Origin of the sequence: Microbacterium sp. PF5, from assembly GCF_004794315.1 — a bacterium.
Taxonomy (GTDB): Bacteria; Actinomycetota; Actinomycetes; order Actinomycetales; family Microbacteriaceae; genus Microbacterium; species Microbacterium sufflavum.
In genome coordinates this window covers 38051-58243 of record NZ_SSDQ01000173.1, presented here as the reverse complement: position 1 = coordinate 58243, position 20193 = coordinate 38051, and the positions used below count along the sequence as shown (strand labels likewise).

Annotated in this window: 22 protein-coding genes, 1 tRNA gene and 1 other RNA gene; 10 read left to right on the top strand and 14 right to left on the bottom strand. The window is 70.7% G+C overall.

What is annotated here, in order from left to right; all coding sequences use genetic code 11:
• Nucleotides 1-2 precede the first annotated feature (2 nt).
• Nucleotides 3-644 (bottom strand): class I SAM-dependent methyltransferase, encoded by a 642-nt coding sequence (locus tag DW297_RS18005; protein ID WP_136034994.1) that lies wholly within the window; start codon nt 642-644, stop codon nt 3-5.
• Nucleotides 645-710: 66 nt separating this feature from the next.
• On the opposite strand from DW297_RS18005, the gene hflX reads away from it, so the two are divergent.
• Nucleotides 711-2222 (top strand): GTPase HflX, encoded by a 1512-nt coding sequence (hflX, locus tag DW297_RS18000; RefSeq protein ID WP_136034992.1) that lies wholly within the window; start codon nt 711-713, stop codon nt 2220-2222.
• Nucleotides 2223-2231: 9 nt separating this feature from the next.
• Here hflX and DW297_RS17995 read toward each other — a convergent pair whose 3' ends face one another.
• Complete coding sequence (locus DW297_RS17995; RefSeq protein ID WP_136034990.1) at nt 2232-2897, bottom strand: SIMPL domain-containing protein; 666 nt, start codon at nt 2895-2897, stop codon at nt 2232-2234.
• 142 nt (nt 2898-3039) lie between these two features.
• Between DW297_RS17995 and ssrA the strand changes: the two genes are divergently transcribed.
• Nucleotides 3040-3409: a transfer-messenger RNA gene (gene ssrA, locus DW297_RS17990) on the top strand.
• A 67-nt stretch (nt 3410-3476) separates the two neighbouring features.
• On the opposite strand, the gene DW297_RS19045 is transcribed toward ssrA, so the two are convergent.
• Nucleotides 3477-3638, bottom strand: coding sequence for a hypothetical protein (locus DW297_RS19045; RefSeq protein WP_168387320.1), 162 nt, complete (start codon nt 3636-3638; stop codon nt 3477-3479).
• Between the two features lie 154 nt (nt 3639-3792).
• Between DW297_RS19045 and DW297_RS17985 the strand changes: the two genes are divergently transcribed.
• The gene (locus tag DW297_RS17985; protein ID WP_136035115.1) at nt 3793-6657 is read left to right on the top strand and encodes an HAD-IC family P-type ATPase; all 2865 of its coding nucleotides are present in this window, start codon (nt 3793-3795) and stop codon (nt 6655-6657) included.
• A 15-nt stretch (nt 6658-6672) separates the two neighbouring features.
• On the opposite strand, the gene DW297_RS17980 is transcribed toward DW297_RS17985, so the two are convergent.
• Together DW297_RS17980 and DW297_RS17975 are read right to left on the bottom strand one after the other, a co-directional pair.
• Nucleotides 6673-7239, bottom strand: a complete 567-nt coding sequence (locus DW297_RS17980) for a hypothetical protein (protein WP_136034988.1) — start codon at nt 7237-7239, stop codon at nt 6673-6675.
• 26 nt (nt 7240-7265) lie between these two features.
• Nucleotides 7266-8066, bottom strand: coding sequence for an inositol monophosphatase family protein (locus tag DW297_RS17975; protein ID WP_240744682.1), 801 nt, complete (start codon nt 8064-8066; stop codon nt 7266-7268).
• 166 nt (nt 8067-8232) lie between these two features.
• On the opposite strand from DW297_RS17975, the gene DW297_RS17970 reads away from it, so the two are divergent.
• Nucleotides 8233-8308: transfer RNA gene (locus DW297_RS17970), tRNA-Lys, on the top strand.
• A 75-nt stretch (nt 8309-8383) separates the two neighbouring features.
• Here DW297_RS17970 and DW297_RS17965 read toward each other — a convergent pair.
• The 8 genes from DW297_RS17965 to DW297_RS17930 all read right to left on the bottom strand — a co-directional run bounded on the left by DW297_RS17965 (nt 8384) and on the right by DW297_RS17930 (nt 13307).
• Nucleotides 8384-8659, bottom strand: coding sequence for a hypothetical protein (locus DW297_RS17965; RefSeq protein ID WP_136034984.1), 276 nt, complete (start codon nt 8657-8659; stop codon nt 8384-8386).
• Between the two features lie 28 nt (nt 8660-8687).
• Nucleotides 8688-8954: a hypothetical protein gene (locus DW297_RS17960; RefSeq protein WP_136034982.1), complete on the bottom strand. Its 267-nt coding sequence runs from the start codon at nt 8952-8954 to the stop codon at nt 8688-8690.
• 74 nt (nt 8955-9028) lie between these two features.
• Entirely contained in the window at nt 9029-9367 is a 339-nt protein-coding gene (locus DW297_RS17955) for a DUF7882 family protein (protein ID WP_136034980.1), read from the bottom strand.
• Between the two features lie 128 nt (nt 9368-9495).
• Nucleotides 9496-10188 carry an SOS response-associated peptidase gene (locus DW297_RS17950; RefSeq protein WP_136034978.1) on the bottom strand — a complete coding sequence of 231 codons (693 nt, stop codon included), beginning with the start codon at nt 10186-10188 and terminating at the stop codon, nt 9496-9498.
• Between the two features lie 111 nt (nt 10189-10299).
• Nucleotides 10300-10788, bottom strand: coding sequence for a YbaK/EbsC family protein (locus DW297_RS17945; protein WP_136034976.1), 489 nt, complete (start codon nt 10786-10788; stop codon nt 10300-10302).
• Between the two features lie 22 nt (nt 10789-10810).
• On the bottom strand, nt 10811-12049 hold the full coding sequence (locus tag DW297_RS17940) for an MFS transporter (protein ID WP_136034973.1): 1239 nt from the start codon (nt 12047-12049) through the stop codon (nt 10811-10813).
• Entirely contained in the window at nt 12046-12483 is a 438-nt protein-coding gene (locus DW297_RS17935) for a MarR family winged helix-turn-helix transcriptional regulator (RefSeq protein WP_136034971.1), read from the bottom strand. Before DW297_RS17935 ends, DW297_RS17940 begins: the two co-directional genes overlap by 4 nt.
• Nucleotides 12484-12518: 35 nt before the next feature.
• Entirely contained in the window at nt 12519-13307 is a 789-nt protein-coding gene (locus DW297_RS17930; RefSeq protein ID WP_136034969.1) for an IclR family transcriptional regulator, read from the bottom strand.
• 105 nt (nt 13308-13412) lie between these two features.
• Between DW297_RS17930 and DW297_RS17925 the strand changes: the two genes are divergently transcribed.
• From DW297_RS17925 to DW297_RS17915, 3 genes are read left to right on the top strand one after another with little or no spacing between them, the layout of a single operon-like run.
• Nucleotides 13413-14186, top strand: coding sequence for a CoA transferase subunit A (locus tag DW297_RS17925; protein ID WP_136034967.1), 774 nt, complete (start codon nt 13413-13415; stop codon nt 14184-14186).
• A 1-nt stretch (nt 14187) separates the two neighbouring features.
• On the top strand, nt 14188-14856 hold the full coding sequence (locus tag DW297_RS17920; protein ID WP_205828328.1) for a CoA transferase subunit B: 669 nt from the start codon (nt 14188-14190) through the stop codon (nt 14854-14856).
• Nucleotides 14849-16051: an acetyl-CoA C-acetyltransferase gene (locus tag DW297_RS17915; RefSeq protein ID WP_240744681.1), complete on the top strand. Its 1203-nt coding sequence runs from the start codon at nt 14849-14851 to the stop codon at nt 16049-16051. The genes DW297_RS17920 and DW297_RS17915 overlap by 8 nt, the downstream gene beginning before the upstream one ends.
• A gap of 24 nt (nt 16052-16075) precedes the next feature.
• Here DW297_RS17915 and DW297_RS17910 read toward each other — a convergent pair whose 3' ends face one another.
• Nucleotides 16076-16375, bottom strand: coding sequence for a hypothetical protein (locus tag DW297_RS17910; protein WP_025103262.1), 300 nt, complete (start codon nt 16373-16375; stop codon nt 16076-16078).
• Between the two features lie 206 nt (nt 16376-16581).
• On the opposite strand from DW297_RS17910, the gene DW297_RS17905 reads away from it, so the two are divergent.
• The 3 genes from DW297_RS17905 to otsB all read left to right on the top strand — a co-directional run bounded on the left by DW297_RS17905 (nt 16582) and on the right by otsB (nt 20149).
• Nucleotides 16582-17844, top strand: coding sequence for an MFS transporter (locus DW297_RS17905; protein WP_136034964.1), 1263 nt, complete (start codon nt 16582-16584; stop codon nt 17842-17844).
• A 62-nt stretch (nt 17845-17906) separates the two neighbouring features.
• On the top strand, nt 17907-19313 hold the full coding sequence (locus tag DW297_RS17900) for an alpha,alpha-trehalose-phosphate synthase (UDP-forming) (protein ID WP_136034962.1): 1407 nt from the start codon (nt 17907-17909) through the stop codon (nt 19311-19313).
• Nucleotides 19314-19348: 35 nt separating this feature from the next.
• The gene (otsB, locus tag DW297_RS17895; protein WP_136034961.1) at nt 19349-20149 is read left to right on the top strand and encodes a trehalose-phosphatase; all 801 of its coding nucleotides are present in this window, start codon (nt 19349-19351) and stop codon (nt 20147-20149) included.
• Nucleotides 20150-20193 lie beyond the last annotated feature (44 nt).

Genomic DNA, 20193 nt, shown 5'->3' with positions numbered 1-20193 from the left:
GATCAGACCAGCGCGATCGGCTCCGTCGGTGGCGTGCCGTGCTTGCGCACCTTCAGGATGCGGTAGCCCTTGCCGGTCGCGGTGCGGAAGACGCTGAAGCCGGGGTGGAACGTGCTGGCGATCCACCGCTGCAGGGAGTCGGCACCCAGATTGCGCTGCACCACGAGCCAGGCATCGCTGCGCTCGTCGAGCCGGGGGATCCACCGTTCGAGAAGCCCGTGGAGCTCGTTCTTCCCCACGCGGATCGGCGGGTTGGAGCGGATGGTGCGGAAGGTCACGTCGTCGGGAACATCTCCGGGCAGCGCGGCGTTGACATTGGTGAGGCCGAGCGCGGAAGCATTGCGACGCACGAGGTCGAGCGCACGTTCATTCACGTCCACCGCCCAGACGGTGGCGTGCGGTGAAGCCAGAGCCATCGACAGGGCGATGGGTCCCCAGCCGCTGCCGAGGTCGAGAAGATGGCCGCCGGGTGGAACGGGCGGAGTGTTGGCGAGAAGGACCGCGGTTCCGGCATCGAGCCGATCCGGGCTGAAGACCCCACCGGCGGTGGTCATCTCCAGCTCGCGCCCTGCCAGGGATACACGGATCGTGCGCAGGTTCTCGGGGCTTGCCGGGGCCGCAGTGAAGTAGTGGTCGGACCCCATACGGTGAGCGTACCGGACGGTGCGGGCTAAGGTTAAGGCTCGCGAGGAAACCAGAGACAGGAACGGATGACGGAGACGAAGATCCCCTCCACCGACGACCAGACGGTCGACCGAGTGCTTTCGAACGCGGAGAAGCGATCGGAGGTCCGCGTCTTCGGCGCCGCCCAGGCCCTGCAGGACGAGGCCACGGCCGCGCACTCGCAGACCGACGGTCAGCAGTGGGACCTCGAAGATCGGCATGCGCTGCGTCGCGTGGCCGGACTCTCGACCGAACTGGAAGACGTCACCGAGGTCGAGTACCGACAGCTACGGCTCGAGAACGTCGTGCTGGTGGGCGTGTACCCGCAGGGGGCGCAGGAAGACGCGGAGAACTCGCTGCGCGAGCTGGCCGCGCTGGCCGAGACGGCGGGTGCCGTGGTCCTGGACGGCGTGCTGCAGCGGAGGCCCCACCCTGACGCCGCGACCTACCTCGGACGAGGCAAGGCGCAGGAGCTGAAGGACATCGTGGCCGCGGTCGGGGCGGACACCGTCATCGCGGATACCGAACTGGCGCCCAGCCAGCGTCGCGCCCTCGAAGACGTCGTCAAGGTCAAGGTGATCGACCGCACGACCGTGATCCTCGACATCTTCAGCCAGCACGCGAAGAGCCGCGAGGGCAAGGCCCAGGTCGAGCTCGCGCAGCTCGAGTACCTCCTTCCGCGGCTGCGCGGATGGGGTGAGTCCATGAGCCGCCAGGCCGGTGGGCAGGTCGGCGCAGGCGGCGCGGGGATGGGATCGCGCGGCCCGGGTGAGACGAAGATCGAGCTGGATCGTCGTCGCATCCGCACGAAGATGGCGCTGCTGCGCAAGCAGATCCGCGACTTCGCGCCGGCTCGCGAGGCCAAGCGGGCCGAGCGCAAGCGCAACACGATTCCCTCCGTCGCGATCGCGGGCTATACCAACGCCGGCAAGTCCAGCCTTCTGAACGCCCTGACGAGCGCCGGCGTGCTCGTCGAGAACGCCCTCTTCGCCACCCTCGACGCGACCGTGCGCCGATCGGCGACCGAGGACGGCCGTGTCTACACCCTCACCGACACGGTGGGTTTCGTGCGGAACCTGCCGCACCAGCTGGTCGAGGCTTTCCGTTCCACGCTGGAAGAGGTGGGCGACGCCGATGTCGTGCTGCACGTCGTCGACGGGTCGCACCCCGACCCGGCCGGCCAGCTGCAGACGGTTCGCGACGTGATGGGCGACGTCGGGGTGCGCGACCTGCCGGAGATCGTGGTCTTCAACAAGGCCGACCTGATCCCCGAGGATGAGCGTCTCGTGCTGCGCGGCCTGGAGCCGCACGCGCACTTCGTGTCGTCGCGCTCGGGGGAGGGCATCGACGAGCTGCGGTCCGCGATCGAGGCGGCGCTGCCCCAGCCCGCGGTCGAGATTCGTGCGGTGGTCCCTTACGACCGGGGCGACCTCGTCGCCGCGATCCACGAGACGGGCATGCTGCTCTCCGTCGAGCATCAGGAGCAGGGAAGCGCCGTGCACGCGCGGGTGTCCGAACGCCTGGCGGCCGAGCTGGCGCCGTTCGTCGCGGAGGGGTGAGCTCCGCGCTCAGCGGGCGAGGAAACGCGCCTCGACGGTTGCCGAGATGACGATCTCCTCCGGCTCGTACTGCATGGAGGGTGCGGCGTCGGCGGCGAACGCGACCGCTCCGCGAGCCTTCATCAGGGGCGTACCGGGGCCGGGGTGGCCGGGGGCGATCAGCCCGACGTCGGCCAGTTCGACGGGCGAGACCTGATGGAGGCCGACGGCACCCGCGTACGCCTCGGCGCGCAGCACGGCGGCCTCCACGGCGCGGGCCGCGACCTCGCGTTCGACACGGGTGCGGGTCTCGGGGGTGAGGTGCCAGTCCACCCAACCGACCTCGACTCCCTCCCGCGCTGAGACCTCGGTGACCCACAGGGAGAGCTCGCCGTCCTCCGCGAACGTCGCGGTGAAGTCGACGCCGGCCATGTAGACGGGCGCGAGGCGCGAGCCATCGCTGCTCCACGGGCGCTCCGCCCGGACGCTGAGGTTCGCGCTGCTCCAGTCGAGCGCTGACCCGGTCTTCGTGCGCTCGGCGAGGTCTTCGCGCACGGGCTCGGAGAGACGCAGGGCTTCGTCGACCACGGGGCCGCGTTCCGGCCCCTCGGCACGGACGGAGACACGGACGGTGGCACGCTCGGGGTGGACCCGCACTTCGTGCTCACCACGGACGGTGACGATGACCTCGCTCATGCGCCGACTCTACGCGAGCCGGTCGGGGCAGGGGCGGAATGGCGAAGGGCCTCCGAACGTTGTAACCTGTGATGCTCGGGTGCATGTCGCCCGGCCTGGTAATTCCACAGTGTGACAGCGGCTCCTTCGAGAGAAGGACCACGGGGCTGATCGGTTTCGACAGCGCCTGTGAATCCACGAGAAGCGGGCCGAGGATGCAGAGTTATCTCGTAAACGCTCTCTGCAAAACAATAGTTGCCGAATCCAAGCGCAACGACTTCGCCCTCGCTGCCTAAGCGAGCCCGATAGTCCGTCAGACCGTATGTGATTCCGATACGGATCCTGGCGTCATCTAGGAATCTTGCTGCGTGACGGCGTCTGGACGTCACGTGGGACTCTTCCCAGGCTGGGCTCGTCGACTTAGGTGTCTGTGACAAAGGTCGGAGCCGAGCAGAACGCTTCCACAGACTGCGCCCGGAGAAGGCGTGGAGACTCAGCGTTGGACGGGGGTTCGATTCCCCCCAGCTCCACCAGGTCGCTGTCACAGACGAAGCCCCCGTGTTCCTCATGAACACGGGGGCTTCGTCGTTCCGAGACCAGCTAGTCGGCGTCGGTGCCGTCGTGAGCCTCCACGTCGTCGTCGCCGGTGGGTGGCACCGTGGGCGGTTCGCCCTTGTTGTCCTCGGCGCCGAGGTTGTCGTTCTCGTCGGGCCCGGGGGAGGATTCGGTGCTGATGTCGTTGCGGTGGCTGTCGCTGCTCATGCGCGTTCCTTTCTGGCTGACTTCCTCCAGCCTCTCCTCCCGGAGGATCGGGGGCCAGACGGTTGACAATGCGACCACGCGCGGCCCAGGGAGCAGACGCGGAGGAGGGCATGCCGCAGGAGACGCCGGCGCGGCCTATATTGAGGCCGTGACGATGACCCCGCCCACGCCCGCCGACGGACTCACGCGCGCCCAGGTGGCGGAACGCGTCTCGACGGGCCGAACGAACGCGTTCACGGCCGATACGAGCCGGAGCGCCTGGAGCATCGTCCGCGCGAACGTGTTCACCATCTTCAACGGGATCGTGTTCGCGTGCTTCTTCGTGCTGTTCGCGATCGGGCGGTGGCAGGATGCCCTTTTCGGTCTCGCCGCGTTCTCCAACGCGATCATCGGCTGCGTGCAGGAGTTCCGAGCGAAAGCGGCTCTCGATCGCCTCGCCCTGATGAACGCCCCGCGTGCGCTCGTCCGACGGGACGGAGCCGAGACGGAGGTGGTCCCCGGTGATGTGGTGCTCGACGACGTGCTCGTGCTGCGTGCCGGCGAACAGGTCCCGGCCGACGCCACGGTCACGCAGTCCCGCGGGCTGCAGATCGACGAGTCGATGCTCACCGGCGAGTCGGACCCAGTCGAGAAGCACCCGGGCGATGAGGCGCTATCGGGGGCGGTCGTCGTCGCCGGCGAAGGGCTCGCCGTCACCACCCGCGTCGGGGCGGACTCGTACGCGAACCGGTTCGCGGGTGAGGCGCGGCGGTTCTCGCTGGTGGCGAGCGAGCTCCGGTCGTCGATCGATCGCGTCCTCACCTGGGTGGGCTGGATCATCGGTCCCGTCGGGCTCCTCGTGCTGAACGCGCAGATCATCGTGACCGGCGGCTATGCGACGGCGTTCAGCTCAGGCTCGTGGCAGCAGGCGGTCGTCAACACGATCGCCGCGTTGACCGCGATGATTCCGCTCGGCCTCGTCTTGATGACCAGCATCGCGTTCGCGGTCGGAGCGTCGCGGCTCGCGCGTCGACAGGTGCTGGTGAACGAGCTGCCGGCGGTCGAGGGGCTCGCGCGTGTCGACGTCGTGTGCCTCGACAAGACCGGCACGCTCACGGTGGGCGACATCGTCTTCGACGCCGAGCACACGATCGGCGGCGCGTCTCCGTCCCGTGCAGACGAGGTGGCCGCCGTGCTGGCCTGGTATGCGGCAGCTCCGGACGCGAACTCGACGGCCCGTTCCCTGCGCGCCGACCACCCGGTGCGCGCACCGCTGCACGTCCGCGGAGACATCCCGTTCTCCTCGGCGCGCAAATGGAGCGCCACGGTGTTCGAGGAGGTCGACGGCACCTGGGTGATGGGGGCACCGGAGATGATCTTCGGCGACGAGGCCACCTCGAGCAGCACCGAGCTCGGCCGCACGGTCACGAGGCTCGCGGAGAGCGGGCGCCGCACGCTGGTCCTCGCGCGGGCGGAACAGCCGCTGTCCGAGTCTGAGATCGCCGAGGAGCGCCTGCCCGCCGGACTGGCCCCCGTCCGCGTCCTCACCTTCCGCGAACAGGTGCGTCCTGACGCCGCGCAGACGCTGGAGTACTTCCGCCGCCAGGAGGTGGCCATCCGCATCATCTCCGGAGACAACCCGCGGACCGTGGCGGCGATCGCGCGCGAGGTCGGACTCGACGTGGAGGAGGGGTTCGACGCGCGGGAGCTCCCCGACGACGATGCCGAGCTCGCCCGGCTCCTCGACAGCCAGCAGGTGTTCGGGCGGGTGACGCCGGAGCAGAAGAAGCGCATGGTGACCGCGCTGCAGAGCCACGGACACACCGTCGCCATGACCGGAGACGGGGTCAACGACGCCCTGGCGATCAAGACGGCCGACATCGGGATCGCCATGAACTCCGGCTCGCCGGCGACGAAGGCCGTCGCGCGCCTCGTCCTGCTCGACGGGCAGTTCTCCCACCTGCCCGACGTCGTGGCCGAGGGGCGGCAGGTCATCGCGAACATCGAACGCGTCTCGATGCTGTTCCTCACCAAGACGGCGTATGCGACGACCCTCGCCGTCGTGTTCGGTGCGCTGATCCTGGCCTTCCCGTTCCTCCCGCGCCAGCTGTCGATCACCGACGGCCTCACCATCGGGATCCCCGCGTTCTTCCTGGCGCTCATGCCGAACGCCTCGCGCTACCTCCCCGGCTTCCTGTGGCGATCCCTCAGCTTCGCGATCCCGGCCGGCGTCGTCGTGGCGGGCGGCCTCACCTGGTACGACGCTGTCGCGCGCGGTCTCGGCGTCTCCGAGGAGCAGCTGCGTACCGGCGCGACCGTGATCCTCGCGATCGTCGGCATCTGGGTGTTGGCGGTGCTGGCGCGGCCCCTCAATCGCTTCAAGGTCCTCGTGGTGGGCGCCATGTTCGTGCTGCTCGTCGGCATCTTCAGCCTGCCGCCGGCGCGCAGCTTCTTCGCCCTGGTCGATCCGGGGGAGGAGCTCGCGCTGGCCCTCACCGGGATCGTCGCGGTGATGATCGCCGCGATCGAGATCATCCGGTTCGTCCATCGCCGCGTCGTCGTCGATCGTGTTCGCCCGAGCGGCGACCGCACCGGCGAAACCGAGCGCGCCGCTCAGGCTGCCCGCGGCAGCACCGTGGCGCGGGTCCTCACGAATGGGGTCGCAGCCCTCGCCTATGTCTTCGGCCTGCTCGCCACGGCGTTCGGTGTGCTGGTGTTCCTCTCGCGCTACGAGGGGACGGTGGGACGGACGGCGTTCTCGCTCCTCGGCGCATCGATCGCCCTGTTCGGGCTCCTGGTGCTCGCGATCGCGGCGGGCGTGCGGCGGGGCAGCGGGTTGTCGCGCCTGTTGCTCACGATCGTGCTGACGCTCGCCATCGCGGTCAGCGTCGCGGTGCTGCTCGCGGGGGATCGCTGGGACTGGGGTGCCGGGATCACGGGGCTGGTCGCGGGCGTGCTCGTGACCCTGCTGTGGACGCCGCCGACGACGCACCGGTTCGGGCGCATCCGCGACAGCTCGATGGGGCGCGGTCGCCCCTGAGCGGCCGCGGTGCCCTCAGTCCGCCCAGTCGACGAGCAGCAGGCTCTGGCGGGTGTCGGCGAACTTCACCCAGCCGTCGCCGAAGAGGTAGGTCATGCCGTAGCCGTCCTCATCGGTTCCCATCGAGAACTCCGGGTCCTCCGTGACGTACACGCCCTCTTCCGACTCCTCGCGCTGCCACCCCTCGGCGAGCAGCCCGGCCTGCGCCTCCGCCGCGTCCGCGGCGCTGACGCGGGCCCATCCGTACAGCTGACCGTGGTCCGAGGGCACCGAGAAGTCGGCCCAGAAGCAGAGCAGTCCCTCGGTGAACTCCACGCCTCCGGCCCGGAACTCCTTGCCCTGCGCACTCCAGCCGGCCGACGTCAGCGCGGCGACCGTGCCGTCGGAGATCATCGACTCGCACGTGAGCTCCTCGCCCGTGGGTTCGGGCGCCGGAACGGGGGCGGGGGAGGACGTCTCGACCGTGGTGTCGGCCGTGGCAGGAGGAGAGCGGGTGGGCTCGGCGTGCGGAGCCCCGCTGCAGCCCGCCAGCAGCAGCACCAGCAGCGCGCCGGTGGCGGCGGGAAGGCTGCGGGCCGTCATGGGGGTCCTCGGGATCGCGGTGGCGGTCAGTCGTCGTGCAGGAGCGCGAGGAGGTCCTGGTGAAGGACTCCGTTGGTGGCGAGTGTCGAGCGGGCGGAGATCGTCTCGCTGCCTTCGAAGGACGTCATCCGGCCGCCGGCTTCGCGCACGATCGCCACGGCGGCCGCGATGTCATACTCCTTCACATCGAACTCGGCCACCATGTCGAGGCGGCCCTCGGCCAGCAGCATGTAGGCGTACACGTCGCCGTAGGCGCGGTCCCGCCAGACCCGGTCCGACAGTCGCAGGAGGGCGTCGAGGTGCCCGGCGTCCCGCCACTGAGCGATGCTCTGGAAGCTCACGCTCGCGTCATCCAGGGAGGACACGGCGGAGACCGTCAGTCGTCGTTCCTCGCCGTCCACGGCGGTCCACGCGCCGTCGCCGGCGGCCGCCCACCAGCGTCGTCCCAGCGCGGGCATGCTCACCACCCCGACCTGGGGCACCCCGTCGACCGCCAGAGCGATCATGGTGCCCCACAGCGGCACGCCGCGCAGGAAATTCGCCGTCCCGTCGATCGGGTCGATGATCCACTGTCGGTCCGTGGCCCCCTGTGCGCCGAACTCCTCGCCGAAGATGCCGTCATCGGGCCGTTCGCTCTCGAGGATGCTGCGCACCGCACGCTCGGTCGCCAGGTCGGCGTCGGTGACATGCGACCGGTCGGCCTTGGTGGAGATCTCCAGATCCGCGGCGTCGAAGCGCGGCAGAGATTGGGCGTCCGCCGCGTCGGCGAGCCGGAGGGCGAGGGCAAGGTCGGCGCGCAGGTCGGTCGCGGCAGGGGGCTGAGTCACGCTCCCAGGATAGTGGCGGTGACCGCGCCGCCCTGAGTGACCATCGGCCACCATGGCCGCGTCCCGAGGCGTACGCGTGTGCTTGGCGCGCCCGGGCGGCACACGATTTCGTCGGCGGCTGATCGGCTGGTAATGTAATTCCTCGGTCGGGGTTATCCCGGGCCACGCACCTCTAGCTCAATCGGCAGAGCAACTGACTCTTAATCAGTGGGTTCAGGGTTCAAGTCCCTGGGGGTGCACCACGCAGAAGCCCTCGATCCGTGCTCCACGGTCGAGGGCTTCTCTCGTACGGTGCTCGTCCGGTCGACGGCGTGCGGTCAGGCGCGCCGGACGGACAGCATCTGCCAGCCCTCCGGAACCTTGGCCTCGAGCGACGCCATGTCCTCCGCCTCGATTTGCTCGACGCCGTCGACCCGGCGGAACGTTCCCGTGGCCTCCATCTTCGCCTCGCCCTTCAGCATCCGCACCGGTGCGGATGCCAGGTCGAACCCAGGCTGCGCGTGGGCGGCCAGCTGTGTGCGCACATCCTCGAGGGACGTGCCGACGACGTCGGCGGTTGCGGTGCCGAGGGGGCGGATGAGGGCGATGAGCATCCTCCCAGCTTAGGAGGCGCGCGACGCGTCAGAGGTCCCAGTCGAGGGCGGATCGCAGATCGACGGGAGGAGGCGCATCCGTGGTGCTCCGCCGCAGGTAGACCGCCACGCGAGAGTGCGCCGTGATCAGCACACTCGTCAGACTGTCGCCGGTGGCGAGATCGACGAAGGTCGGCTCGGAACGTGCCGCAGCCTCGATGCGCGTCATGAGGTCAGCCACGTCGGTGCTGGACGGGAGCGCGAAGTCGTGCCCATCGATCTCGATGTGCGTCGTGGTCGTCTCGGTGTTCCCCATGCGGTCCACGGTAGGCAGGGCTCACCGAGGCGGCAAGAGGGGTTGAACCAGCCTGCGCATCGTGTTACGGGCGGTCACGCCGGGGCGAGGACCGCTTCGCGATCCGTCGGTGCCTGCTCTGCGGGCTCGGACACCAGGTACAGCCCGGTGGGGGCGTTGGCCGTGAACGCGAGTGCGTCGACCCAGGCCCGGTTGACGGCCGGCTGGCGGCTGCCGTTGTACTTGAAGACGAGCGAGCTGCCCGCGTGCACCCATACCGTGGTGCGTCCGCCGCCGATGCTGGCGTCTTCCCGCCAGGTGAAGCCGAACGGCTCCCCGCGGCGGAGCTTCGCGGTCATGACGAGCTGGACGTGTGTGAGCGCCCGATCCTCGATCTCGACCTTCACGCTGTTCTCGTACACGAAACGACCCATGACCTGCTTCCTGTTCCGCCACAGAAACCTGTGCCAAGAGGCGCAACCAAGATGATCACTGGTGTGGTGTTCCTCTACGGTCTCACACATTCGAGGAACCGGATACCCCGGCCGGCGACAGGGGCGTCTCAGGCGACGGGATCGAGGAGGGTGGGGTCGGACGGGTCGAGCGTGCGGGTGTTGCTGACCTTGCGGTCCACGATGCGTCCGCGGATCGTGGCGGCGACATCCGCCGAGCTATGGTCCAGCATCGCCAGCGCGTCGAGCTTCGCCTGCCCGGTCAGCTTGTCCGGGCTGAGCCAGGTGTCCCACGTGTCCGGCGTCAGGAAGGCCGGCATGCGGTCGTGGACCTCTCCGCTCGCGTCCCTGGCCTCCCTGGTGACCACGACGAAGCATCGCACCCGCTCTCCCTCGTGCTCCATGGACCACGTCAGTCCCGCGGCGGCGAGCAGGCCGTCGGCGTGCAGGAAGTGCGGGGTCTTCCGCCCCTTCTCGCCGGTCCACTCGAAGTAGCCGCGCATCGGGACGATGCACCGGGCCGCGGAGAACGCGGGTGCCCAGAACCCGGCCGCCAGCTTCTCCATCCTGGCGTTGATGAGCGGCGCGCGCTGGGGGCGGTTGGGCGGGCTCTGCCAGTCCCAGCGGACGAGCTCGAGGATGCGGCCCTCACCGCGGTCGCGGACGATCGGTGCGTTCTCGGTGGGGGCGATCGAGTAGGCGCCGTGCCACGACTTCCACCAGTCCTCGGGACGGCCGCCCTCGGCGACGAACTCGCGGATCAGCTCGTCGGTGGTCGCATCGTTCGCGAATCGTCCGCACATGTCTCACCCTCGCAGATCCGTGTCCGCCGATGCCCCGCGCACCGGACTCGATCGTCCCATCATGCTGCACGGGGTGCGCGGGTGCACGGCCCTGGATGCACGGAGCCCGGATCAGGCTCCGGCGACGTCGATCACGGTGCCGTGCGTGAGCTGCTCCAGTTCGGCGAAGGTGAGGGGCATCACCGTGTGCGGGTGCCCTGCGGCAGCCCAGATCTCCGGGAACGCCGTGAGTGCGCGGTCGAGGTAGGTCGGCAGCGGTGCCGGGTGCCCGACCGGTGCCACGCCGCCGATCGCCTGACCTGTCGCCTCCCGCACGACGGACGCCGGCGCCATCGAGACGTCCGTCGCGCCGACACTGCGCGCCAGGACGCCGAGGTCGACCCGGTGTCCGCCGCTCGTCATCACGAGCACCGGGTCACCGTCGGCGAGGAACACCAGGCTGTTGGCGATCGCGGCGACCTCGCAGCCGATGGCGGCCGCGGCCTCCGTCGCGGTTCGAGCGGAGTCGGGGAGGACCCGGATCTCCGCATCGACACCCGCCTCGACGAGGTGCTGATGCACCAGGCGGCTGCGTTCGGGAAGCGAGGGCGCGTCGGTCATGGCACCACGGTAGTGGAGGGGCTCAGGCCGCGTCGCCGACGACGATGGCTTGGGCGTCCTCCGCCGCGGGGTCAGCGGGCTCGTCGTCGATGTGCGCGAGGGCACGACGGCCGAGGAACACGGTGAGCGCGGCGAGGAGCACCGCGACCGCCGCGAACAGGTACGGAACGGTCGCGCTGAACAGGTGCCACAGGAGTGCCGCGATCGGCGGAGCCATCGCGCCACCGAGGAAGCGGACGGCCGAGTAGGCGGACGATGCGACCGAGCGGGGCAGATCGGTGGCCTCCATCACGGCCTCGGTCAGCACCGTGTTCATGATGCCGAGCAGCAGGCCGCCCACGATGATGCACGCCACGAGCGCGGCGGCGCTGTCGACGACGAGTCCGGCGACCACGAGGTCGATCGCCAGCAGGGGCAGCACGACCAGGATGATCCGGGTGCGGGGCATGCGCCGCATCAGCACGGGTGCGACCCACACGCTGGTCACCGCGAGCGCGACACCCCAGCCGAAGAAGGCGAAGCCGATGCCCATCGCGCCGAAGCCCAGGGGGAACGGCGAGAACGCCAGCAGCACGAAGAAGCCGATGTTGTAGAACAGCGCGGCGACGGCGAGGATCGCGAGCGCGGGACGACGGAGTGCTGTGAACGGCGCGGAGAACGGAACGGGCGTGCGCTTCTCGCTCGGGCCGCGCAGCAGCAGGGACACCGCGATGAACGCGATCGCCATGAGCACGACGACACCGAAGAAGGGGCCGCGCCAGCTCTGCTCGCCGAGGATGCCGCCGAGCAGCGGACCCACGGCGATGCCCAGACCCAGGGCTGCCTCGTACAGCACGATCGCCGCGCCGCTGCCGCCCGAGGCTGCCCCGACGATGGTCGCGAGAGCCGTGGAGATGAACAGCGCGTTGCCGAGGCCCCAGCCCGCCCGGAACCCGATCACCGCGTCGACGCTGCCGCTCAGGGCGCAGAGGAGAGCGAACACCACGATCAGCGCGAGACCGACGAGGAGCGTCGCTTTGGCGCCGATACGGCTGGAGACCCAGCTGGTGACGAGCATCGCGAGGCCGGTGACGAGGAGGTAGCTGGTGAACAGCAGCTCGGTCTCGACCGGTGACGCCTCGAGCGACTCGGCGATGGCGGGCAGGATGGGGTCGACCAGCCCGATGCCCATGAACGCGACGACGCAGGCGAACGCGACCGCCCACACCTGCGCGGGCTGCCTCCAGACGGACGGGGTCGATGCGGCGGTGGTCTGGGTCACTGGTGGTCTCCTGCTCTGTCGGCGGTGGTGCGCTCGGCGAGGATCCGGGCCGCGCGGGTGAGCGCTGCCCAGTCGTCGTCGTCGAGGTCTGCGAATCGCGGGGCGATGGTGGAGCGGAACTCCGCCCTCCACTCGTCCACGGCTGCCGTCCCGGCCTCCGTGATGGCGACCGTGATCGCCCGGGAGTCGTCGGGATCGGGGGAGCGGTGCACGAGCCCCTCGCGTTCGAGGGTGCCGATCAGCCGCGTCATGCCGGGCTGGGTCGTGCGCGCCGCCGCGGCCAGCTCGCCCACGCGACGGGGCCCCGTCTGGGTGAGCAGGCTGAGGACGCGCCACTGTGCCGCCGGGGCGTCGTTCCCCGCGTCCTGAGCGGCGATCCGGCCGAGCGCGTACCCGGAGAGCACGAGCGACGGGATGACATCCACGCGATTCATACCAGCCAGTATATATCGCTTGGTATGTATACGCGTCAGCGGCGGGCGTTCGCGATCCGCGCCGAGAGCTGATGGGCGTGCGCCAGCAGGATGCGGCCCAGCTCGGCCTGGCGATCCGGTCCGAACCGGAAGGCCACACCGGTCAGGCTCAGCGCCCATTCCGGGCGCCCCGCGCGATCGAACACGGCGGCGCCCAGGCCCCAGCTGCCCTCCACGATGAGACCGGGGTTCACGGCGTACCCGCGCTCCTTGGTCTCCGCCAGTCGCGCACGCAGGGGAGCCCGCCCGTGGGCGCGACCCCAGTGGGTCTCCAGGTCGGGGTGCCGTTCGAGATAGGCATCCACATCGTGGTCCGGCAAAAAGGACAGGATCGCCAGGCCGGCGCTCGCGACACCGAGGGGGAAGCGCACCCCCTCGCTCAGGACGAAGGATCGGATCGGGAACGAGCCCTCCTCGCGCAGCAGGCAGACGGTCTCGTCGGCGCGGCGCACCGAGAAGAACGCGCTCTCCTCGGTCGTGACGGCGAGCGAGCGCACGATGTCGCGCGCGAGGCCGGTCACGTCGTAGCGCGCCGCCGCCACGGATCCCATCAGGAACAGCTCCGGCCCCGGCATCCAGCGCGCGCTGTCCGTGTCACGGTCGACCAGGCCCTCCACGCGGAGGGCGGTGAGCAGCCGATGCGCCGTGGAGCGCGACAGCCCCGAGGCGCGAGCGAGCTCCTGCAGCGTCGCGCCCTCCGCCCCGGACGCGGTGACCAGGCGCAGGAGCCCGGCCGCCCTCGCGATCGCCTGGGCCCCGGGCACGCTTCGAGACGTCGATTCCACATTGTGGACGGTAGTCGGCCTGCGGGCCACATCACAAGACCGTGCTGGCGTGGGCGCACCCGCCGGGCGGATCCTGGAGGAGAGCACGGAACCGAAGGAGCAGACGTGATCGACAAACACTGGGAGTCCGCCGCCGCGGCCGTCGCGGACATCCCCGACGGCGCCTCTCTCGCGGTCGGCGGGTTCGGCCTCTCCGGCAATCCGATCGCCCTGATCGAGGCTCTCCTCGCCCAGGGCACGACCGACCTGAGCATCGTCAGCAACAACTGCGGCGTCGACGACTGGGGGCTCGGCATCCTCCTCGCGGCGCAGCGCATCCGGAAGATGACCTCGTCGTACGTGGGGGAGAACAGGGAGTTCGAGCGCCAGTTCCTCAGCGGCGAGCTCGAGCTCGAGCTGACGCCCCAGGGCACGCTCGCGGAGAAGCTGCGCGCCGGCGGTGCGGGTATCGCGGCGTTCTTCACACAGACGGGTGTGGGCACACAGGTCGCGGAGGGCGGCCTGCCGCGCCGCTACCATCCGGACGGCTCCATCGCGGTCGCATCGCCGGCGAAGGACGTGCGCACCTTCGACGTGGGCGGGGAGCCGAGGGAGTTCGTGCTGGAGGAGGCCATCACCACCGACTTCGCCCTCGTGCACGCCGCCCTGGGCGACCGTCACGGCAACCTCGTCTTCACCAAGGCGGCGCGCAACTTCAACCCGCTCGCGGCCATGGCCGGACGCGTCTGCATCGCGCAGGTGGAGCGGCTCGTGGAGCCCGGCGACCTGGACCCCGACGCGGTGCACCTGCCCGGGGTGTTCGTGCACCGCATCGTGGAGGTCGGCACCGACATCCCCAAGCGCATCGAGCGACGCACCGTCGCGGCGGAAGGAGCCTGACATGGCGCTCACGCGAGACCAGATGGCAGCCCGCGCCGCCGCCGAGCTGCAGGACGGCTCCTACGTGAACCTGGGGATCGGGCTGCCCACGCTCGTGCCCAACCACGTGCCGCCCCGCGTGACCGTGGTGCTGCAGTCCGAGAACGGGATCCTGGGGGTCGGGCCCTACCCGCGCGAGGAGGAGGTCGACCCCGACCTCATCAACGCGGGCAAGGAGACCGTGACGACGCTCCCCGGAGCGGCTTTCTTCGACTCCGCCCTCAGCTTCGGCATGATCCGTGGCGGGAAGATCGACGCCGCGATCCTCGGTGCCATGCAGGTGTCGGCCGCGGGCGACCTGGCGAACTGGATGATCCCGGGCAAGATGGTCAAGGGTCCGGGCGGCGCCATGGACCTCGTGCACGGCGCGGGCAGGGTCATCGTGCTGATGGAGCATGTGGCGAAGGACGGGTCGGCGAAGATCGTCGACGACTGCTCCCTCCCGCTCACCGGCCGCGGAGTGGTCGACCGCATCATCACCGACCTGGCCGTGATCGACGTGACGCCCGACGGCCTGGTGCTCGTCGAACTCGCCCCCGGTGTCACGATCGACGAGGTCGCCGCCGCCACGGAACCGCCCCTCAGCCTCTCCCCGGAACTGCAGAACGGAAGGACCCCCACCCATGACTGACAACCACATGGTGACGGACGACGACGTGGTCATCGTCGCCGCCGCGCGCACCCCGCAGGGTCGGCTCAAGGGTCAGCTCGCCGCGTTCACCGCGCCGCAGCTGGGCTCGTTCGCGATCCGCGGCGCTCTGGAGCAGGCACACGTCGACCCCGGCGACGTGGATGCCGTGATCGTCGGACAGGTGCTCGCCGCCGGCTCGGGACAGAATGCGGCCAGGCAGGCGGCGATCGGCGCGGGGATCGGCTGGGACGTGCCGGCGCACTCCGTGAACAAGGTGTGCCTGTCCGGGCTGACGGCCGTGATCGACGCCGCCCGCATGATCCGCACCGGCGACGCCGAGGTCGTGGTGGCTGCAGGCATGGAATCCATGACCAGGGCCCCGCATCTGCTGATGGGGTCGCGCGACGGCTGGGCGTACGGCACCGTCGAGGTGCTCGACCACCTGGCCTACGACGGCCTGACCGACGCGTACGACCGCGAGAGCATGGGGGCGTCCACCGAGCGGCACAACGAGCGCTTCGGCCTCACGCGCGAGGCTCAGGACGCGGTCGCCGCGCTCTCGCACCAGCGGGCCGCCGCGGCGCAGGAGTCCGGCGTGCTCGACGCGGAGATCGTGCCGGTCGAGGTGCCGCAGCGACGCGGTGAGCCGCTGCGCGTCACGAGGGACGAGGGCGTGCGCCCCGACACCACCGTGGAGTCGCTGGCCGGGCTGCGTGCCGCGTTCGCGGAGGGCGGCAGCATCACCGCGGGAAACTCCTCGCAGATCTCCGACGGCGCCTCGGCCGTCGTCGTGGCGACGCGGCGCATCGCGGAGGCGAAGGGCTGGCCCGTGCTGGCGACCGTCGGCGCGAGCGGGCAGACCGCTGGGCCGGACAACTCGCTGCAGGCGCAGCCCGCACGGGCGATCGAGCGCGCGTGCGAGAAGCAGGGCATCACGCCGGCGGATCTGGACATCGTGGAGATCAACGAGGCGTTCGGTGCGGTCGTCGCCCGGTCGCAGACCGAACTGGGTCTCGACAGCGACATCGTCAACGTGCACGGGGGCGGGATCGCGATCGGCCACCCGATCGGAGCGTCAGGGAACCGCCTGGTCGTGCACGCGGCTCACGAGCTCGTGCGACGCGGGGGCGGCACGGCCGCGGTCGGGCTGTGCGGCGGCGGCGGGCAGGGCGAGGCGCTCATCCTTACCCGGTGAACGACCGCGGGCCGTGGGGGCGCGTCAGGACCGCTTGTCCTGGGCGTGCCCCTGCGCGTCGGCGAGGGCCTTCTGCGACCGGAACTGCAGCCGCTGCGCCTTCTTCGACTTCTTGACGGACTGCGGGGAGTCGGCGTCGACCGGGACGCCGTGGCGCTCGCGACGCATGTCGACCACGGCGCCCACCGCGAGTGCCATCGTGATGCCCCAGCTCACCCACGACAGGAGCGAGCGCCAGGTGATGGGTTCGTTGCGGGTGCCGCGCAGCAGCGAGATCCCTGCCGAGATCGCGGCGACGAGTCCGGTGCTGAAGAGGTAGCGCATGCCCCTACGCTACCCGCCGCCCTCCGTCCCTCGCCCTGCCTTGACAACGCGAGGGCGGTGCTGGCAGGGCGCCCATGCAGGCGGGGTCGTTATCATGGGGGAGTCGCGGGTCACCCGCGGCCGCACACACCGTGTATCTACCGGCCGCCGGCCTCTCCGGCGGACAGCGGCGGCACCCGACATCGCGTCATCGACGCGCGAGAGCCATGACACACGTCACCGTCACCCCTCCTGCCCGCGCCCACGAGCCGAGCCTCTTCCGCCTCGCCGGCCTGCCCTACTTCCTGATCGCGTTCATCGCGCGACTGCCGTTCGCCATGATGGTCGTCGGCGTGCTCACCGTGGTGGTCTCGGCCCGCGGCTCCCTCGCCCTGGGCGGACTCACCTCCGCTGCGGTCGGCCTGGGGACCGCCTGCTTCGGGCCGCTCCTGGGCGCCGCGGCCGATCGGTTCGGTCAGCGCGCTGTGCTTCTCGTGCTCGCGGTCGGCAACGCCGCCATGCTGCTGCTGTTCACCGCGGTCGTGTACGGCGAGGCCGCCGACGGGTTCGTCCTGCTCGCCGCGGTCGGCATCGGGGCGACGGCGCCCCAGGTGGCCCCGCTGTCCCGCTCCCGCCTGGTCACGCTGATCGTGGAGCGGATGCCGGAGGAGCGCCGCACCAGGACCGTGTCCGGAACGATGGCGTACGAGTCGGCGGCCGACGAGACCGTGTTCGTCTTCGGGCCGTTCCTGGTCGGCATCCTCGCGTCTGCTCTCGCGCCCTGGGCCCCGCTGGTGGGCGCGGCGGTCCTGACGCTGGTCTTCGTGGGAGCCTTCGCCCTGCACCCCAGCGGTCGCCAGGTGTCGCAGGACCGCGACGCGGACGGCCGTGCTCCCTCGACCGTGTCCGAGCTGTTCCGCCCGCGACTGCTGATCGTGGTGCTCGGCATCCTGGGCGTCGGACTGTTCTTCGGCGCGATGCTCACCTCGCTCACGTCGTTCATGGCCGACCGCGGTGCGCCGGAGCAGGCCGGGCTGCTGTACGGCGTGATGGGCGTGGGATCGGCGGCGCTCGCCCTGGGCGTCGCGTGGCTCCCCGCTCGCTTCACGCTGCGGGCGCGGTGGCTCGTGTTCTCCGCGATCCTGCTCGCGGGCACGCTGCTCCTCGGGGTGGTCGACAGCCCCGCGGCCATGATGATCGCGCTGGCCGTGATGGGCATCGGCATCGGCCCCACCCTGGTCACGCAGTACAGCTTCGGCGCGGCACGCAGCCCACGCGGTCGGTCCGCGACGGTCATGACGATGCTCGGATCCGGTGTCGTCGTGGGTCAGTCCATCGGCGCGGCCGTGGCGGGCGAGCTCGCGGAGAGCGCGGGAACCGAGGCCGCGCTGGTGCTGCCCATGGTCGCCGCGGCCATCGCGTTCGGCGCGGGTATCGCGAACTGGGCCCTCAGCGGCGTGACGCATCGACGCGCGCCCGTCAAGCCCTGAGCGCAGATCGGCGAGCGCCGCGGTTCCTCGATAGCCTGGATGAAACCCCCAAGGAGCTCTCCGTGACCGCTGCTGACTTCGTCGTCGTCGCCAACCGCCTACCCGTCGACCGGGTGGTGGGCCCCGACGGCGAAGAGACATGGCGCACCTCGCCGGGCGGTCTCGTGGCCGCCCTCGAGCCCATGATGCGCCGTGTGCACGGCGCCTGGGTCGGCTGGCCGGGGCAGCCCGACGTCGCGCTGGACCCGTTCGAGGCGGACGGCATCGATCTGATCCCCGTCGCTCTGAGCGCGGACGAGGTCGCCGACTACTACGAGGGCTTCGCGAACGACACCATCTGGCCGCTCTACCACGACGTGATCGCGCCACCCCAGTACCACCGCGAGTGGTGGGAGGCGTACGTGACGGTGAACCGGCGCTTCGCCGAGGCGGCCGCGGCAGCCGTGGCGGAGGACGGCACCGTCTGGGTGCACGACTACCAGCTCCAGCTCGTACCGCAGATGGTGCGCGAGCTGCGACCCGACGTGACCATCGGCTACTTCCACCACATCCCGTTCCCCGCGCACGGCCTCTATGCGCAGTTGCCCTGGCGCGACCAGGTGCTGCGCGGCCTGCTCGGGGCGGACGTCATCGGCTTCCAGCGGGCGCAGGACGCGACCTACTTCCTCACGGCGGTGCGGCGTCGGCTGCGCTATGAGGTCAAGGGAGCCAACGTCGCCGTACCCGAGGGCGGCGAGACCAGGACCGCGCTCGCCAAGGCGTTCCCGATCTCCATCGACACGGCGCCGTACCTGGAGCTCGCCGCGCGACCGGACGTCCGGGCGAGGGCGGCCGAGATCCGCGCGAGTCTCGGCAACCCCAAACGGATCCTGCTCGGGGTCGACCGCCTCGACTACACCAAGGGCATCGGTCACCGGATCAAGGCCTACGGCGAGCTCCTCGAGGACGGGCGCCTGGCCGTCGAGGACGTCACGCTCATCCAGGTCGCCAGCCCGAGCCGCGAGCGCGTGGACGCCTACGCCCACCTGCGCGACGAGATCGAGCTCGCGGTCGCCCGCATCAACGGCGACCACGACACGGTCGGACACTCCGCCATCCGCTACCTGCACCAGGGCTATCCCCGCGAGGAGATGGTGGCGCTCTACCTCGCGGCCGACGTGATGCTCGTGACCGCGCTCCGCGACGGCATGAACCTCGTGGCCAAGGAGTACATCGCGACGCGGACCGACAACCACGGCGTGCTGGTGCTGAGCGAGTTCACGGGTGCCGCCGACGAGCTGCGCCAGGCCGTCCGGGTCAACCCGCACGACATCGCCGGGCTCAAGGACGCCATCATGGAGGCCGTCGAGATGTCGCCCGCCGAGCAGGCGCGCCGCATGAGGTCGCTGCGGCGCCGCGTGCTCGACAACGACGTGAACGCCTGGTCGACCTCTTTCCTCGACGCCCTCGCCGCGGTACGCGGTCGCTGAGCTCGCCCGATACCCGCACCTCGAACGGAGAACCCGTGACGCGCCCCTGGACCCCCGGAACCGCCGACGCCGACCTGACCGCGCTGGCCGCGACCCCCCGGCTCGTGGTGGCCCTCGACTTCGACGGCACGGCCTCGCCGCTCGTCGTCGACCCGATGGCCGCCAGGGCACATCCCGCGGTCGCCACCCAGATCGCCCGGCTCGCCGCGATGCGCGACACCGTCGTGGCCTTCGTCTCCGGCCGCAGCATGCACGACCTGCGTGAGATCACCGAGCACACGGACGACTCGGTGATCGCGCTCGCGGGGTCGCACGGCGCACAGTACTGGTTCCCCGGCGAAGGCGCGGCGGATGCGCCGGGTGCCCCCACGGCGGACGGTGCGCGCGAGGAGCTGTGGGCGGCCGCGCAGCCGATCATCGACCGCTACGAGGGGGCGGAGCTGGAGCCGAAGACGTTCGGCATGGGGGTGCACACGCGCCGCGCCGACCGCGAGACCGAGGAGCGCGTGTTCGCGGAGATCGACGCGCTGGTCGCCGAGCGGTTTCCGCACTGGCGTCGCCGCGCGGGCCATCGGGTGCTGGAGTTCTCGTCCCGGGCGGAGGGGAAGGATGCGGCGATGGCCGCGCTGCGGGAGCGCTTCGACGCGACGGGCATCCTCTTCGCGGGCGACGACGTGACCGATGAGGACGCCATGCGCGTGCTCGGCGAGGGCGACCTCGGCGTGCGCGTCGGCCCGGGGGAGAGCGCCGCGGCCCTGCGGGTGGATTCCCCGGAGCAGGTGGGCGCCCTGCTGGAGACGCTCGCCGACGAGCGGCAGGTCGCTCTCGGGGGCTGACCCTCCGGCTCCCGCTGCACGCGTGTGGACACCCCACAACAGAT